The organism is Ruegeria sp. CDSC054 (assembly GCF_059610645.1).
In genome coordinates this window covers 64,574-81,085 of the sequence record NZ_JBXWOA010000005.1, presented here as the reverse complement: position 1 = coordinate 81,085, position 16,512 = coordinate 64,574, and the positions used below count along the sequence as shown (strand labels likewise).

General features: G+C 57.5%; 16 protein-coding genes and 1 pseudogene. 6 read left to right on the top strand and 11 right to left on the bottom strand.

Annotated elements, in window-relative coordinates; all coding sequences use genetic code 11:
- Window positions 1-143 precede the first annotated feature (143 nt).
- The 5 genes and pseudogenes from AC2FGC_RS12035 to AC2FGC_RS12015 form a co-directional block, all read right to left on the bottom strand.
- Window positions 144-584, bottom strand: a complete 441-nt coding sequence (locus AC2FGC_RS12035; protein WP_496782425.1) for a BRO-N domain-containing protein — start codon at window positions 582-584, stop codon at window positions 144-146.
- A 79-nt stretch (window positions 585-663) separates the two neighbouring features.
- Complete coding sequence (locus tag AC2FGC_RS12030) at window positions 664-855, bottom strand: hypothetical protein (RefSeq protein WP_496782423.1); 192 nt, start codon at window positions 853-855, stop codon at window positions 664-666.
- A 180-nt stretch (window positions 856-1,035) separates the two neighbouring features.
- A complete protein-coding gene (locus tag AC2FGC_RS12025; protein ID WP_496782421.1) occupies window positions 1,036-2,661 on the bottom strand; it encodes a recombinase family protein in 1,626 nt (541 codons plus the stop codon).
- A 242-nt stretch (window positions 2,662-2,903) separates the two neighbouring features.
- Window positions 2,904-3,044, bottom strand: a pseudogene (locus tag AC2FGC_RS12020) (pirin family protein); the annotation flags it as partial.
- Between the two features lie 111 nt (window positions 3,045-3,155).
- The gene (locus AC2FGC_RS12015; protein WP_496726038.1) at window positions 3,156-3,995 is read right to left on the bottom strand and encodes a phytanoyl-CoA dioxygenase family protein; all 840 of its coding nucleotides are present in this window, start codon (window positions 3,993-3,995) and stop codon (window positions 3,156-3,158) included.
- 187 nt (window positions 3,996-4,182) lie between these two features.
- On the opposite strand from AC2FGC_RS12015, the gene AC2FGC_RS12010 reads away from it, so the two are divergent.
- Together AC2FGC_RS12010 and AC2FGC_RS12005 are read left to right on the top strand one after the other, a co-directional pair.
- On the top strand, window positions 4,183-4,671 hold the full coding sequence (locus AC2FGC_RS12010; RefSeq protein WP_058272225.1) for a peptidase associated/transthyretin-like domain-containing protein: 489 nt from the start codon (window positions 4,183-4,185) through the stop codon (window positions 4,669-4,671).
- 47 nt (window positions 4,672-4,718) lie between these two features.
- Window positions 4,719-5,276, top strand: coding sequence for a ferric reductase-like transmembrane domain-containing protein (locus AC2FGC_RS12005; protein ID WP_496726036.1), 558 nt, complete (start codon window positions 4,719-4,721; stop codon window positions 5,274-5,276).
- A 31-nt stretch (window positions 5,277-5,307) separates the two neighbouring features.
- On the opposite strand, the gene AC2FGC_RS12000 is transcribed toward AC2FGC_RS12005, so the two are convergent.
- The 3 genes from AC2FGC_RS12000 to AC2FGC_RS11990 are packed head-to-tail and all read right to left on the bottom strand — an operon-like array spanning window position 5,308 to window position 7,810.
- Window positions 5,308-5,655 (bottom strand): 5-carboxymethyl-2-hydroxymuconate Delta-isomerase, encoded by a 348-nt coding sequence (locus AC2FGC_RS12000; protein ID WP_496726035.1) that lies wholly within the window; start codon window positions 5,653-5,655, stop codon window positions 5,308-5,310.
- A 12-nt stretch (window positions 5,656-5,667) separates the two neighbouring features.
- Window positions 5,668-6,594, bottom strand: coding sequence for an ornithine carbamoyltransferase (argF, locus tag AC2FGC_RS11995; RefSeq protein ID WP_058272227.1), 927 nt, complete (start codon window positions 6,592-6,594; stop codon window positions 5,668-5,670).
- 28 nt (window positions 6,595-6,622) lie between these two features.
- On the bottom strand, window positions 6,623-7,810 hold the full coding sequence (locus tag AC2FGC_RS11990) for an aspartate aminotransferase family protein (protein ID WP_496726034.1): 1,188 nt from the start codon (window positions 7,808-7,810) through the stop codon (window positions 6,623-6,625).
- 292 nt (window positions 7,811-8,102) lie between these two features.
- Between AC2FGC_RS11990 and AC2FGC_RS11985 the strand changes: the two genes are divergently transcribed.
- Together AC2FGC_RS11985 and AC2FGC_RS11980 are read left to right on the top strand one after the other, a co-directional pair.
- Window positions 8,103-8,987, top strand: a complete 885-nt coding sequence (locus AC2FGC_RS11985) for a DMT family transporter (RefSeq protein WP_496782418.1) — start codon at window positions 8,103-8,105, stop codon at window positions 8,985-8,987.
- A 112-nt stretch (window positions 8,988-9,099) separates the two neighbouring features.
- The gene (locus tag AC2FGC_RS11980) at window positions 9,100-10,335 is read left to right on the top strand and encodes an MFS transporter (protein WP_496782416.1); all 1,236 of its coding nucleotides are present in this window, start codon (window positions 9,100-9,102) and stop codon (window positions 10,333-10,335) included.
- On the opposite strand, the gene AC2FGC_RS11975 is transcribed toward AC2FGC_RS11980, so the two are convergent.
- The gene (locus AC2FGC_RS11975) at window positions 10,332-11,135 is read right to left on the bottom strand and encodes an ABC transporter permease (RefSeq protein ID WP_496782414.1); all 804 of its coding nucleotides are present in this window, start codon (window positions 11,133-11,135) and stop codon (window positions 10,332-10,334) included. The two genes, AC2FGC_RS11980 and AC2FGC_RS11975, sit on opposite strands and share 4 nt — an antisense overlap.
- Before the next feature lie 126 nt (window positions 11,136-11,261).
- Between AC2FGC_RS11975 and AC2FGC_RS11970 the strand changes: the two genes are divergently transcribed.
- Window positions 11,262-11,837 carry a GcrA family cell cycle regulator gene (locus AC2FGC_RS11970; RefSeq protein ID WP_496782562.1) on the top strand — a complete coding sequence of 192 codons (576 nt, stop codon included), beginning with the start codon at window positions 11,262-11,264 and terminating at the stop codon, window positions 11,835-11,837.
- Window positions 11,838-12,708: 871 nt separating this feature from the next.
- On the opposite strand, the gene AC2FGC_RS11965 is transcribed toward AC2FGC_RS11970, so the two are convergent.
- Both AC2FGC_RS11965 and AC2FGC_RS11960 read right to left on the bottom strand, forming a co-directional pair.
- Window positions 12,709-13,785, bottom strand: a complete 1,077-nt coding sequence (locus AC2FGC_RS11965) for a T6SS phospholipase effector Tle1-like catalytic domain-containing protein (protein WP_496782412.1) — start codon at window positions 13,783-13,785, stop codon at window positions 12,709-12,711.
- Window positions 13,763-16,054 carry a xanthine dehydrogenase family protein molybdopterin-binding subunit gene (locus tag AC2FGC_RS11960; RefSeq protein WP_496782411.1) on the bottom strand — a complete coding sequence of 764 codons (2,292 nt, stop codon included), beginning with the start codon at window positions 16,052-16,054 and terminating at the stop codon, window positions 13,763-13,765. The genes AC2FGC_RS11965 and AC2FGC_RS11960 overlap by 23 nt, the downstream gene beginning before the upstream one ends.
- Window positions 16,055-16,162: 108 nt before the next feature.
- On the opposite strand from AC2FGC_RS11960, the gene AC2FGC_RS11955 reads away from it, so the two are divergent.
- Entirely contained in the window at window positions 16,163-16,480 is a 318-nt protein-coding gene (locus tag AC2FGC_RS11955) for a hypothetical protein (RefSeq protein WP_282169138.1), read from the top strand.
- Window positions 16,481-16,512: the final 32 nt, after the last annotated feature.

Sequence of the window (16,512 nt, the reverse complement as noted above, 5' to 3'; positions counted from 1 at the left end):
GAGCTTGCGCATCATGGTTAACTCGGGGTGTGTCGGAGGGGTGATCTTGGGGGTCTTCGGGGTTTTCCCGATGGCGAGGACTTCACGGATGGATGAGCAGGCATCAAATGCAGAACGCGTTCGACATTTGGCGTCGGCCACCTTCATGTACTTGTTCGCCATGTCACGGCTGAACGCACAGTTCTGCTCGACCCACGGGATGAACTCGCCGTGTTATCCAAGTTGGATGAGGCGATCCGCTTCCCGAACTTCTCCTCACCAGCGATGTACCCACCGTCCTTGCGAATAGCCGGTAGGACAACCTGAGTGACCCAATCTTGGAACGCACGGGCCTCGGGTTTGTTGGAACGCATGATGAGCTTGTAGAGGCCGCTCTCGGAGATCAGCTTGTTGGGCCGGGAGCGACCTTGAGTGAGTTTGAAATTTCTAACTTCACTTTCGGTAAGGTTGGACGTGGCCTTCGTCACACTACCGATGGTGAGGACTTCGAGGACGTCCTTGGCGACGAACCACGGGTTCCCGTCGATCTCCACGACGCGGATGGTGTTGGTATTGAAGTCGAAGTTGGTCAGTTGGTTCTGCATTGCGGGGCCTCGGCCAGATGGACACCAGCCGAGATGTTTTGGGTTCATTCAGGGGGGAGGGAGGATGCTCTCAACCCGCCTAAACCCGAAGACCCATCGAGCGACCAACGGCTCGCAGGTCGTCAAACTTGTCCTCCAAAGCGTAATACTCTGCGTCTGTAGTTGCATCATCGACCATTGCCGCCGCTCGTTCTTCTCGCAAGTCGGCGATCTTCTCATCGAGGGCGAACTTGAGGGCTTCTTGGGTGTTCGCGAAGTGATTGAGCTTCATATCGTTATCCTTCCACTGCATGTCGGTAACAACGGGATAGGCCGAGCGACTCATCGAAGTCAACTGATTAATTGTTTATTTTCATATAGTTACGATAAAGTAATCCTTGCGATATAGTGGGTATTCGGGGCGATATGATGGGCCTATCCGACCCACTCAAAAGATAGTTCTTCCAGCCGCCTAGTGGATCACTTCGTCTGATGGCCTCCTTGGTTTGAGACCGCTCAATCCCTTCCCGATGGTCAGTTTTATTCCATTTCGCATGGTGACGCTGAGGTCATAGACAGGGTGTGGCACTCGGATGCCTTTCGCCCGCTTTCGGGGTGTCTTTGAGAGGCGCATCTCCTCGCCCTTATGGACATCAACACGGGCAACAACCCGACGCACTAGTGCGTTCAACTCGTGCGGCTCGAGGTCACTCACATCGCGGGGAAGATCGACCATACCAAGACCAGCACTTTGGGTTATCCGTTTCAGTTCAGCCTCGAGTTCCTCGACCTCAGCTTGAGCGGCCATCAGTAGACGCGGGGTTACTGCGGGTTTCGATTGGAGGAACTCGAGTGTACCTTGGGCATCCAACAGTGCCGCCTCGAGGCCCTCTGTCTCCGGTGTGGTTTCAACCGCGTTGGCCTTCCTGATCTCAGGCCAGTAGTCAATCAACGCCTCGTCGATGTGTGACACTGCTCCGATGTACGTGTTCAAGACCGGATCAATGTAGGCTGCAGTTCGAGCATAGGCCTTCCGCTTGGCATTCCGGTCTGTACCGGGAACCTTGAGTACACCCGTCAGTGCAGCCTTTGTTTGCCGACGCATCGGCTCAACTGGTGATGTCGTCTTGACCTCAGCACCACCAGCAGCCTCACGTTGCTCAAGGCGGAACCTCACACGGCGCTCGGTGTCCTCGTCCACGATCCTTGGAAAGTAATCGTTCACCCTGTCGATGATCACACGGTCACCCTTACGGTAGAACCCATTGGCAATCGGTAGTGACCCGTCCTTTTCCTCGGGCTTGATCTTGCGGCCTACCTCAAGCGTCCCATACGCGGCCTCTGAGCGCACCAACTGGCTGACAGTCTGACCCCGCCACTGCCCCCGGACCAACGCAGGGACACCCTGAGCCGCCAGATCACGGGCAATACCGACAGGGCGTTCACCGTTGGCAAACCTCTCAAACACATCGCGGACCAGATCAGCCTTGTCTCTGATGACCTCGAACTCTCTGGATGACTTGGGGTCACCAACTACCTCGATCCATGCAGGTGTCTGAGAGGAGCGCACACGGTTACCTGCGAGTGTTTCATCGGTGTTGGCTCCCCATGCTGCGGTCAGGCGCTTAGACTTGACCTCGCTCTCCTCATTCGCCCTCTGGAACCCAACCAGCAGCATGATGCCGTCTGCAAAGTCGATAAGCTCATTCGCCTTGAACATCTTCCCATCGAACAGCGTCACGAGGTTAACTCCGCTCTCAACGATGTCTTGAAGCAGGGCAAGTCCCCTCTGCCAGTGTTGACGTGACAGGCGGTCCAACGACTCCACGAGGAGGGTTGAGCCTTGAGGTACGGAACCCTCTTCTACGGCTTCAAGAAAGCCCCGTAAGGCCCCTACCTCAGCGTTGGCCCCCTTGAAGGCAGACACCCCGAGGTCCTCGAAGTTGCTCGATGACAGTTCGTAGCCGTTCGCATCGCACCACGCTTGAGCCGCATCGGTCTGGCGCTTGATGCTGTTACCGTCCTTTTGTTGAGCCGAGGAGAACCTTCTGTAGCTGAAAGCTAGGGGTTTACCCTCGGTGGCGCTGCTGGCATCCATGTCCTTGTCTCTCCGTTTGTACCGGCAGGTTTACCCTGGGTGATCGGCCCGATATCTCCGTGTGTTCTATTGGAGATGAGGCCTATCATGGTCAAGTGTACCTGCGGTGTTACCCTTTGTTTCCGTCGTTGACCGAGGACACTGGAAAGGACATGAACGAGGGAACAACCCGAACCAACTCATGCACACACCAAGCAACCTCAGCATGTGTAATCAGTAGGGTCATTTCGAATAGACTTCAAAAAGATGAACGGGCCGACCAGTTGCCGTTTGAGCGAGGGCAACGCGCGCCGCACTTCGAAACCGCCCAGATCGCGGGCACGAGGGATGATCAGTGTCTCCAGAGGCGAATTCTCGGGGTTTTGGGTAGGATTCCAACTCATGCCTGCTCTCCCGCGATCAGTTCATTTGGTTCACTGATGTAGGTTATGCTTGGCATACTCGCCTTTCAATTTGCAGAAACGCACAGAACGGGTGCGGACCCGGACCATACATCAAGCACGGCGCGGCCAAAGCTGCGGGAAAAACGCCCCATCAATTCGATCACCTTCGCGATATCCTTCGGCTTCGAACTGCGCCCGTTCATCTTTGGCCCAATCCCCCCGATACCGGATCCTGCCATCCGGAGCGGTCATCCGCAGCGTAAACCGGCGTACCGTTTCCGTTGGGGTGACTGATGACAGCCCACCGTGCAAGGTGCGCATGTCGAAGAAGATGCAGTCGCCCAGATTCATATCCCATTGTAAAAGATCGAATGCACCCGGATCGGCATTGACGTCAGGCGGCGGGTGATAGGTCAACCCTGCAACCTCGGTGGGTTCGTAGCTGGGATGCCCGTCGGCGAACCTGACCCGCATGAACAGTTTGTCCCACAGATGCGAGCCTTTGACGAAGGCGATACCGTTTTCTTTGGTAACCGGCTCAAGCGGCAACCACAGGACGCACATCGTGCCTTCGAAGTCGAAATAGGACAGGTCCTGATGAAACGGTGGACGCGAAGTTGATCCAGCCTCGCGCAGGAACCAGTTGTCCATGACAAGATTGATCGATGGTGCACCCAGCAACTGTGCGGCAAGCGGGGCACAAGGTGAGTTGTGAACGAATTGCGTGAATTGCGGGATTTTATTCCAAGCCCAGTAGTCCTCGAAATAGGCAGGTGCGCGAGGGTCCTTGGTATGGCGGGTGAAATTATCGGTTGGGCGGGCCAAATCCGCGTTGATACCGTCTCGCAAAAGTGCCAGCCAATCCTCTGAGAACCTGGAGCGCAGCACAACCGCACCGTCGCGCTTGAACGCCTTGATTTCTTCGTCTGAGACACCGTCTTCGACAATCATAGTGCAGGACTCCCCGAACTGACGGATTTCAGGATGGCACCTGCGCGGGGGCACGGTCAAAGGAATTCACAATTTGTCACCCCCGCCGCGCGACCCCTCGGAAACTGAAACAATCGTGCTATCTTTCGGCTGAAAGGATGCCCGGCATTGTCGAGGCGTGGTGAAACACTTGAAAAGAGAGGTTTGCATGCCTGGTCTTACGTTCTCTCGTCGTTCTTTGGTTTTGGCGTCTGGGGCTGTTCTGGCAACGGGTGCGACAGGCTTTTTGGTGCCCGCGCGCGCAAGTGGCGTGGCCCCCACCGCATCCATGCGCGGAGGGTCCAACAATTACCGTCCCGGCGCGCCCATCGTTGACCGGATTGGCGGCGGCGGGTTCTGGATGACCGGAACAGTGCGACGCGCCGGGGACGGTGCCCCCCTGCCCGGTCAGCGCATCCAGATCTGGGCGCATACGACAGAAGGCCATGAACGCGATCCGCAGAGCCACGGCGCAACTCTGACCGATGCCAATGGCGAGTTCCGACTGGAGATGCCGCAGATCGTACCCGCCTTTGGCCAGCCACACGGCCATCTAGCTTATGACAGTGGTGAATTCGAAACGGTTTTCCTACGCCCAATTATGGGCAGCTCCAAGGACAAAACCTTGGCCGCTCATTTCGTTCTGCAGCCTGCCTAACGACAGTGCGTCGAAGCCTAGTAATCTGGACTTTTGTGATCCTTGCCATGACCGTGCCGATTATCGCGGCTGCGGCGAGCCCTCAGCTGGCATGGCGTGAACCGATCTACATCACGGCCGGATTTGCCGGTGTTATTTCAATGTGCCTGCTGTTGATGCAGCCGCTACTTGCGGGCCGTTTGTTGCCAGGGCTGACCCCGGTTGCCAGCCGCCATTGGCATAGGTGGTGTGGGCTGGCATTAGTTACAGCCATTCTGATCCATGTCGGTGGTTTGTGGGTCACCAGCCCGCCCGACGTTATTGACGCTCTGTTATTTGTTTCACCGACACCGTTTTCGGCTTGGGGTGTGATTGCGATGTGGGTCGCGTTCGGAGCCGCGTTTCTGGGTCTTTTTCGCAAGCGCCTTGGCTTAAGGTTTCGCGTCTGGAGGTTGGGGCATGCGAGCCTTGCGATCATCACCATTATTGGCAGCGTCGTACATGCCCTGATGATTGAAGGTACCATGGAGGTCATGACCAAGTGGGTATTGTGCGGTCTGGTCGTGTTGGCGAGCGTCGCGACGCTCGCCAAATTGCGGATTTGGGATATCAGGCGACCCACCTGAAAACACAGGATCGATGACAACCGGACACTGGCTATGGCCCGGCCAACCGTTTCGCGTAGGAAGCGCGGTTCATCTGAACGTCTTGCACTGTGATGCTGCCAACCTCGGGCAAGGCCGCCGACAGAACCTCTAATATGGCTACGGTAAGCTCAGAGCGCGTCGCCTCGTCACGACCCTGCATCAGCAGAAGCGTGGCGTGGACAAAGCTCTGGGGATCAGTGCCGATACGGTAGTATTCTACCGGAATGGCGCGGATTTTTATCGTTTCAGCGTCGAGTTCACGATGTTCAGCCAGCAAGGCAAATAGCTGATCGCAAATTGCCTGAACATCATGGACCTGCTCTATGCCTTTCGAAAACTCCAGTGTGACATGAGGCATGGTGGGCTCCGTTCAGACGCCCAGACACCAGCGCATCACGGCCTTTTGCGCGTGCAGGCGGTTTTCGGCCTCATCGAAGATGACCGAGTTGGGGCCGTCCATCACTTCGGATGTCGCTTCTTCTTCGCGGTGGGCAGGCAAGCAGTGCATGAACAGCGCGTCCGGTTTTGCATGTGACATCAGCTCGGCGTTGACCTGATAAGGGCGCAGCATGTTGTGGCGACGTTCCTTGGCGGACTGGGAATCGTGCATTGAAACCCAGGTATCAGCGACCACCAGATCGGCACCCTCAACCGCTTTATACGGGTCTCGTTCGACCACGATTTTCGAGCCCTTTTGACGGGCAAGCCCCATGAACTCTTCTTCCGGATCAAGCTGGGCCGGGCCGGTGAAGGTGAAATCAAACCCGAACTGACCCGCAGCATGTAGGAACGAGGCGCAAACATTGTTGCCGTCGCCGGTCCAGACTACTTTCTTGCCCGCAATCGGACCGCGGTGTTCCTCAAACGTCAGCACATCCGCCATGATCTGGCAGGGATGGGTGCGGTCAGTCAGGCCGTTAATGACTGGCACGTCCGAGTATTCAGACATCTCGGTCAGAATGGTCTCATCGAAGGTCCGGATCATGATCATGTCGACATAGCGCGACAGGACGCGGGCGGTGTCAGCGATGGTTTCGCCGTGGCCCAACTGCATGTCTTTGCCCGACAGCACCATGGTCTGCCCGCCCATCTGGCGCACGCCCACGTCAAATGACACCCGCGTTCTGGTGGATGGTTTTTCGAAGATCAGCGCGACCATGCGGTCTTTCAGAGGCTGTTCGTCATCAAGTGCTGCCTTTGGGCGGCCCAGGCGCGCCTGTTTCATAGCGCCCGCCTGATCAATCATGGTCCGCAGATCGCCCGCGTCGGTTTTATGGATATCGAGGAAATGGTTCATTTCAGTTCACTTTTCATTCGGGTGTGTCTTAGGCCGAGGTCATTGACTCTTCGACCTGCGCAGCGGCTTTGTCGAGGCGGATCACGGCTTGGGCGATGTCATCCTCTGTCAATGTCAGCGGCGGAAGCAGGCGGATCACGTTATCGGCTGCGGGGACGGTAATGACCTCATTATCATAGCCGGCGTTGACCATGTCGATATTGGGCGCTTTGCACTTCAGGCCTAGCATCAGTCCTGTTCCGCGCACTTCTTCGAAAACCTCCGGGTGCTCGGCGATTAGCCCTTCGAGCTTCTGGCGCAGCATCCCGGCCTTGCGGTTGACGCCCTCTAGGAATGCAGGCGTTGCCACCTGATCAATAACGGCGCAGCCCACGGCACAGCCCAGCGGGTTGCCGCCATAGGTAGAGCCATGCGTGCCTGCCGTCATACCGCTGGCGGCGTCTTCCGTGGCCAGAACAGCACCCAGAGGGAAGCCGCCGCCGATGCCTTTGGCGACCATCATGATGTCCGGTGTAATTCCAGCCCATTCATGGGCGAACAGCTTGCCGGTACGACCTACTCCACATTGCACCTCATCGAGGATCAAAAGCAGGCCGTTGTCATCGCAAATCTGGCGCAAGGCTTTGAGTTCCGCGTCTGGGACGGGACGGATGCCGCCCTCGCCCTGCACGGGTTCGATCATGATCGCGGCGGTTTTATCGGTGATCGCATTGGTGACGCCATCGAGGTCGCCAAACGTGACATGAACAAAGCCCGGCAGCAGTGGGCCGAAGCCCTTGGTCATCTTCTCAGACCCGGCAGCGGCAATACCAGCCGACGACCGGCCGTGGAACGAGCCATCAAAGGTGATGATCTCGACCCGTTCAGGCTGATCCTTGTCATAGAAGTACTTGCGGGCCATTTTCACGGCCAGTTCGCAAGACTCAGTGCCCGAATTTGTGAAGAAAACTGTATCAGCAAAGGTGTGCTCGACCAGTTTGTCGGCCAGCGCCTGCTGCTGCGGGATGTGGTAGAGGTTTGAAACATGCCACAGCGCGTGCGCCTGCTCGGTCAGGGCATTGATCAGTGCGGGATGGGCATGGCCCAGCGCATTCACGGCGATCCCAGCGCCAAGGTCCAGAAAACGTCGGCCATCTGCCTCGGTCAGCCAGGCGCCTTCACCCTTCACGAAAGTCAGGGGCGCGCGGTTATAGGTCGGCAGAACGGACGGGATCATGGGATCATCCTTTTCAGGTAGTTTGAGCCTTGTGAGTGATACACTCGGGCTGTGTTCGTCAACTGATTTGGTGGAAATTGCGCCGATTTGAACAGCGCAAATAGATCAAAGAGGCCGGTTACGCGGCGAAGCGTCGGCGTCGGAGTCGCAGGATATGTGCGTTTTTGATCATAAGCCGCCGTATAGCGCTGCCCGAAGCATCTGAAAACCCTGAAATTGGCAACCAGCGAAAATACTTGGCGCGACGCATTTGCCGCTTGCCATTTGACATGCGCTGACGCACCGCTGACATATGTTTGTCGCCAAAGCCCACAATCCGCCTCTAGCGGCCGTGCTGATCACTGCCGCCAGTGCATTGCTGGCCGGGACCACCCTGCTGGCCAAAGCCTTGGGGACGGACAAGTTGGGTCCCGCGCTGCACCCAATGCAGATCAGCCATGGGCGGTTTCTGTTTGCCTTTATCGTGATCGTCACCGCCGTCGGCGTGATGCGGCCGCGCCTGCAGCGTCCGCATTGGGGCCTGCATATTGGGCGTACAAGTTTCGGCTGGGTCGGCATTACGCTGATGTTCGCCTCGGTCGCATTCATCCCGATCGCGGATGCGACGGCGATTTCCTTTCTGAACCCGGTCTTTGCAATGGTGTTGGCAATCCCGCTGCTGAAAGAAGGCGTCGGCCCTTGGCGCTGGCTGGCGGCAGCTGTGGCGCTGGCTGGGGCACTGATACTGTTGCGCCCGACACCCGATAGCTTTCAGCCAGCTGCCCTGTTGGCACTGACCGCAGCCGCAGTCATCGGGATGGAGCTGATATTCATCAAGAAACTTTCGGGTCGAGAAATCCCGATCCAGATCCTGCTGATCAACAACGCAATGGGCCTGACGATTGCCTCTGTCGCGGTGAGCTTTGTTTTTCAGATGCCTACTTTAGAACAATGGGCGGCGCTGGCGGGTATTGGCGCATTGATGGCCTGCGCGCAGGCGTGTTTTGTGAACGGTATGGCCCGTGCGGATGCCTCATTTGTTGCCCCGATCAGCTATGCGACGCTGATTTTTGCCGCTTTCTACGATTTCGCGATATTCGGCGTGATTCCGGACGGGATCAGCATGATCGGCTCGGCCATAATTCTGACTGGCGGACTTATTCTTGTCTGGCGTGAAGCGCGGGCGCGGCAGGCCTGAAGCTCTAAAAAGTTTTCCTGACATGGCCCGGGGGCGACCTGCATGTCGCAAACCCCGAAGAATGCGGATTTATCCGGCGCAATGTGGTCTCAGTTGATTTGAGAGTTTACCCATGCACGAACGCCGTATCCCCGAATGGGTGCGCCATGCCCCAGCACCGTCAGTCCGCGACTTTGGTATCCTTGCCGGGTTCGAGGCGATTGTCCGCGGCATTCTGATATCGGTCTTTCCACTGGCCATGTATCGCGCGCTGGGTGATGCGTCTTCGGTATCGTTCCTGTATTTTCTGGTCGGCGTTATCTCGTTGATTGCGGGGCTGATGGTGCCGTTCCTGATCCGCTTCATACCGCGCAGATGGGCATATACAGTGGGTTGCCTCATGTTCATCGGCAGCGCCCTACTTGCAATTGAGGGCAGCCCCGTGGCGGTGGTTGGCGCCTTGGCCCTGAACACAGTCGCGACAGTTGTAACATTCATTTGTTTCAACGCCTACGTTCTGGATTACATCAGCAAAATCGAGTTGGGCAAATGCGAGACCAGCCGCATGTTTTATAGCGCGCTGGGCTGGGCAGGCGGACCGATGGCCGGCGTCTTACTGCTAGAGGTCTGGGCCCCTGCCCCCTTTGTCATCAGTGCGGTGGCAGGCGCGGTCATGCTGATCCAGTTCTGGCGCATGCGGTTGGGTAATGGAAAGTTGATCACCAAGGCGCGGGGCGCCGCGAAAAACCCGCTGGCTTTTCTGCCGCGCTTCTTTGCGCAACCCCGTCTGGTCGCGGGATATCTTTTCGCCATGATCCGATCCTGCGGCTGGTGGATCTACGTGGTGTACCTACCCATCTTTGCCATTCAAAACGGGCTGGGTGAGCAACTGGGCGGTATCCTTCTGTCCACAACCAATGCGATGCTGTTAGCGGCTCCGCTTATTCTGCGCTGGGTGCAGGGGCGTTCGATTCGCACGGCGGTCCGCGTTGGCTTTGCTGCCTGCGGAACCTGCTTTGTCACCGCCGGGGCAATCGCAGGTTGGCCGGTCGCGGCGGTTGCGGCGTTGGTTCTTGGGTCCATCTGGCTGATCGTTCTGGACATTTGCGCCGGTTTGCCTTTCCTCATGGCAGTGAAACCCTCCGAACGCACCGAGATGTCGGCGATCTACTCCAGTTACCGCGACGTTTCCGGCATTCTGACACCCGGAGTTGCATCACTGGTCCTTCTGATCTCACCGGTCGCCGGGGTATTCGCAGTCGGAGGCTTGGCCTTGTTCGGGGCCTGGGCCGTGGCCGCAAACTTGCACCCCCGATTGGGAAAGCCCAGATTGACTTTTCGACCCGGTTCACTGGCCGAGACAAGTTAAGCCTTAAGGCGATACCCCGTTCGCAGCATCTGCCAAGTCAGCGCACCGACCAGCAGAGTGGCACCGGTGCATACTGCCATACCCAACCAAGGTGAGCTGTCGGACACACCGATCATCCCGTACCGCAGGCCGTCAATAAGATAGAAAACCGGATTCACGTGACTTAGGCGGTTCAAAACCGGAGGCAGCGCCTGGACCGAATAAAACGTACCCGACAGGAAAGCCAATGGTGTCACGATGAAGTTCGTGATGGCCGCCATCTGATCAAACTTGTTGGCAAAAATCCCGGCGAACAGCCCCAAGGCCCCCATGAAAGCGCCGCCCAGCACTACGAAGATCAGGGCAAACAACAGATTCTGCGGGTAAATTCCCAAAACCAGCGCAAGTGCGACCGCAACCACACATGCGATCAGAACACCACGCGCGACCCCACCTGCCAGATAGCCCAGCAGTATCTCAAGCGGGGACAAAGGCGGCATCAACGTATCGACGATGTTTCCCTGCACTTTGGCGATCACCATCGAGGATGAGGTGTTGGCGAACGCATTCTGGATCACGGTCATCATCATGATGCCCGGCGCCAGAAAGGTCAGGAACGGCACCCCCATCACATCCGGACGCCCCGGACCGATGGCGATATTGAAGATCAACAGGAACAGCCCGGCCGTCACAAGCGGCGCCAACAGGGTTTGTGTCCAGACCGCCAGAAACCGCAGAGTTTCACGCTGGGCCAACGTGTAAAGCCCCATCCAGTTAACTGTTCCGAAACGCCGTTCGCTCTGATCTGCGGAAATCTGCATCACCTGCCCTCATCCTGATTCGAGAACCGCTTGTAACTCGGCCCGCAGTGATTAAAATAGGGGGCTGAGACGAATTCCCAAGGCGGCCCGAATCCGGGGCCGCTTTCCGCTTTTGAAAGGCAAATGATGTCCTGGACTGACGAGCGTGTAGAACTGCTGAAAAAAATGTGGGGCGAGGGCCAGTCGGCCAGCCAGATCGCCAAGGAACTGGGCGGCGTAACCCGCAATGCGGTGATCGGCAAGGTGCACCGTCTGGGCCTGTCGAACCGCGCAACCGGTGCCTCGCCGGCTAAATCCGAACTTAAAGACAAACCGGCACCCGCGCCCAAGGCCGAGGCCAAGCCAAGGCCCGCGCCTAAGACCGAACCGGCGCGCCCAACGCCGGCACCTGCAGCCGAGACAAAACCGGCCGTTCCAGCGCGCCGCCAGATCATACCGGCGGGTCAGCCACTGCCGCCGCAGCCTTCGGCCAACGAAATCAGCCCCGAGGCGCTGGCCAAGGTCAACGAGATCGAGAAGAAGGCCAAGAAGCTGACGCTGATGGAACTGACCGAGAAGACCTGCAAATGGCCCGTTGGCGACCCCGCGACCGAGGATTTCTGGTTCTGCGGCCTGCCGGTTGAAGCGGGTAAACCTTATTGCGAAGCGCATGTTGGCGTAGCCTTCCAGCCAATGAGCTCGCGTCGCGACCGGCGGCGGTAAACTCTTAGGCGTGCGCGCTGGTCTCTTGGTGTGACACGGGCGACTTGTTTTCTTAACTGACCACCCATCGAAAGGCGGGTGGTCAGTCATTTTTTGACCAGAGAGATTCTGCCATTCCACCAAGATTGAGATACAAAGTCCTATTCTTCGCCTATGCTGTGCTGATCTTTATTGCCTACATGCAGCCGTTAGATCCGCAATTGTTCGAACCAAACACGGACAGAAAAGCCCTCTTATTGTTCATTCAATGCTTGTTTCTGCTCGTTTGGCTCATCCCAGCCGCACCCATATGCATTGGTGGACTTGGCTTGCTGGGAATGTGTCCAATCCCGCGTCTTCTAGCAGTATTTCTGGCGATCTCGTCAGTTGTGATTGGACTACTGCTGACACTGGCATCCGGCGTGCTCGCCTTATTTTCGGACACTCAGCTATTGCATGGGATCAGCTTAACGATCGCGATTGCATCGAGCTTTCTCATTTGGTCGGGTCGTGATGGGAAGCCAAATCCATCACGGACTGCGAAAATCGGGATATCGATCTCGAGTCTGATCGCGCTCTGGTCCCTGCTGACGATTCCGATGCTCTTGTTTCAAGCACGGTTGATCGCGGACGGTTCACCCTCTTGCATCCCGAGCATTCAGAGAATTCTCCGATCGAAACCCTGCACGAGCTACGTGGATTCTCATTCTACACAACAAAAACCGGGTACAAATCGACGTCTGAATGGTACTTTCACGGTTTGATGATCGTAGATCATCCGGACGACCAAAGGGTTTACAATTGGTCTCCAAGACATTGGCGTTTCGATCTTGTAGAACGCCCGGATGCACTGATCGAACCGGTCAGAAACGCCTGCGTCGCAAAGTAAGTTCTACTGCGCCGGATGCGACGGCAAATCCGGCATTGGCACCCAGCGTGGCAATTCATCCGGCGAGACTGAGACATGGAGCTTCTCTGACCGGTCGCGGCCCACCTTGCGGTGCTTGCGCAGTAGGAAAATCTTGCCCCAGCCACGCCAGGTTCCGACAGAACGGGCGGAGGTATCCGTCGGGAACCGATCACGCCAACCCTCAGGTAGCGGAAGACCATGCAGTTCTGCCTTATCCAGCATCCAGACCAGAGAAATGTTGCTGAGGGGACGGGCCTCTTCAAAGCCGTTCAACTGGCCACCCACATCACCGTGAGTGCCACGGAACCAAACTTGTTCGACATGGCCTTTGAATTCGGGCGTACATTTCCACAAGACCGGCTCAAACACTTCGCGAGTCTCGTCCAGTGCCATTGCGTGGTACCCGTGGCGCGTCGCCGGTCCAAGCTGGTGGGTGTGAAAGGCGTGACGCTCTTCGGCCCAGCGCCACAGTAGCGGCAGACGCATGCCCAGCGCTTTGACCGTATCCCAGGCGCCAACCATCTCAATCGCCACATCTTCGTGACAGAATTGCCTCCGGAACTCGGCCGCAGCCGACCCGCTGGCGTTGCATTCATAGTGGCGGTAGGCCTGCTTGATGTTGCGAACGGTCGCATGTTCAGCCTTGAGCAGACCGATCATATCGATCACGCCAGCAAGGCTGCGCACACCGTAAGCGCCGCGCGAATAGCCGATGAAATAGATACGGTCGCCGGGTTTGTAGCGTGAGGCGAGATAGCCATATGCGCGGCGGATCTGGCGGTTGATCCCGCGACCCATCATCACGTCCAGCGAGGATTTCCAGCTTTCCCATTGCACACCGGATTCGTAGAAGACGGACACTTTGCTGCCCATTTCGCGGCACAGTCGCAGGGTCTGGCCCGCATGGGTTTCGTAGCCCGGCTCAAGCGTCGACATTGTGCCGTCCAGGATAATCACATGGCTGACGGGTTCGCGGTGAAGCGCCTCGGCGGAGTGCTCGGAACGCAGAGGCCGCCCGAGCCATCCCAGAACCTTTTTACTCAGCCGCGTCAGAACCATCGTTCAGCAATTCCCATACTTTATGAGGTGTGAAAGGCATATCGGCCTGCCGCACCCCGTAATCCCAGAGCGCATCCTGAACCGCGTTTGCCACCGCGGCCAGCGCGCCGACGGTGCCGGCCTCTCCGCATCCTTTCATCCCCATCGGGTTGGAAGTTGACGGAACCGGCGCCGAGGTAAACTTAATCATGGGTATCTCGGCCGCGCGGGGCAAGGCGTAATCCATCAACGAAGCCGTGAGCAGTTGCCCCTGCGCATCATGCACAACGTGTTCCGTCAGCGCCTGACCAATGCCCTGCACCACCCCGCCATGCACTTGCCCCTCGGCCAGCATCGGGTTGATAAGGTTACCGAAATCATCAACGATAGTATAACGATCCACCCAGGTTTCACCGGTGTAAGAATCGATCACGACTTCGGCAACATGCGCGCCATTGGGATAACTCCGCGCATCCAGATTGGCGCGGGCCTCGTGACTCAGCAGGTCGGCGCGCCCATCCGCGCGGGCCATCTCCGCAGCCTCGGTGAGCGTCGGCGTCAGGTTTGATCCCGGTGCGCGGAAGGTTTCATGGTCGAAACGCACATCACTTTCCTCCACCCCCATCTTATCCGCCAGATACGGCGTGAATGCGGCGATCATGACGTCAATTGTCGCCAGCGTGGCCGTACTTTGCACCGTGACTGAACGTGACCCGCCAGTCCCGCCACCATGTGGCAACTGATCGCTGTCACCCTGGACCACATTGATCTGATCCATCGGAACTCCGGTCTGGTCTGACAGGAATTGCGCATAGACCGTCTCATGCCCCTGCCCGTTCGATTGGGTGCCGACATAAAGGTTCACCGTGCCATCCTCGCAGAACTCGACTTTCGCGTTTTCCGAAGGGTCACCCAAAATGCTTTCGATATAGTAACACAAGCCCCGCCCCCGGATCAGGCCACGTTCCGCATCTGCAGTTTTTCGCGTCGCGAATCCATGGGTCTGGGCATAAGCACGGGACAGGACCATATCGAAATCACCTACGTCATAGATTTCGCCGGTCGCGGTTTTGTAGGGGAAGTTTTCCGGCAGGATGAAATTCCTGCGGCGCAACTCCCAAGGATCGACGCCCAGTTGGCGCGCGGCGCGATCCATGACACGTTCCAGAACATAGATCGCCTCGGGGCGCCCTGCCCCCCGATAGGCGTCGACTTGCGTGGTGTTGGTATAGAAGCCCTCAACCCGCAGATACGTCGTTTGAACGTCGTAAACCCCCATCAACACCTTGCTGAAAAGACTGGTCTGGATCGCTTGCCCGAAATGACTGCTATACGCACCCAGGTTTACCTTGCTGTGCACACGGTAGGCCGTGATTTTCAGGTCCTCGTCAAAGGCAAGCTCAGCCAATGAGGTCAGGTCGCGACCGTGATGATCCGACAGCATCGCCTCGGATCGGTCAGACATCCAATGAACAGGCTGCCCGAGTTTCATCGCAGCAACTGAGACGCAAAAATACTCAGGATATGGCATGACTTTCATGCCGAACCCGCCGCCCACATCGGGGGTGGTAACACGGATCGCCTCGGGTTCCAGTTTTAGCTTTTGCGCCAACTGCCCCCGCATCGCCCAGACGCCTTGCCCACCATAGGCAAAGTGCAAACGTCCATCGACCCAATTGGCCTGACATCCCCGCGGCTCGATTGAGGTGATGATCACGCGGTTGTCGGCCACATCCAGCGAAACGGTATGCGCGGCAGCCTGAAAGGCGGCATCGGTCGCTGCTTCATCGCCCAACCCCCAATCAAAAGCACGATTGTCGGCGACCTGATCATGCAGTGGTTCGCCACCGGCTTCGACATCCAGTTTTGCAGGCAGATCATCCGTGTCCATCCAGATCATCTCAACCGCATCTCTCGCCTGCAACAGCGTGTCTGCGATCACGACAGCCACAGGTTCGCCAACAAACCGGACGCGGTCTTGGGCCAGTATATGCCTGTCGGGCGCAAGGGTCTGAGAGCCATCGCGGTTCTGCACAGTTGCTGCGTTCATCACAGTGTCGATCCCCGCCGTCGAGAGATCATCCAGCGTCATGACAAGGCGCACCCCTTCCGCCTCACGCGCGGCATCCAGATCCAGCGCCGTGATCCGACCATGGGCAACCGGGCTGCGAAAAAAGGCAGCGAACAGAGCGCCTTCGGGCACATCATCGTCCATGTATCGTCCGTGCCCGGTCAGAAACCGCTGATCTTCTGTCCGTTTGACGGGCTGGCTTTTGCCGAACTTTTCCATGCGATGATCCTCCTGCGTTGGCGACCGTAGCCCAGCCCAAGGCGATGTCCAGTCGAACAGGCAGCTTCCTCGTGTCTTGCCAGTCTTTTTTCGGTTAACCTACAGGCCATGACATGGGCACATGACAGCGTTTTTCCATTCACTGCCCCGCTGACCAGCGGCGGCGAAGCCACCCACGACGTGTATGTCTGTGCCGACGCCCGCGCGGGCATGGTACGGAACGGCCCCGGCCTCGTCATGCGCTACGCCGATGACAAACTTGCCTCAGAAAGGCATATGGGCGTCCTGAAGGATGCTTTCGGTGATCATCTTGAGACGGTGGAACTTGACGGCAACGACCACTCATTGCTGACTTTGGATTTCCATGAACCGGCCTACCAGTGTGTTCAGGACTATTTTCGCGCGCGCTTTGCCCAAGCCGAATAGCATACAACCCTTCCCCTTCCCTTACGCATTCG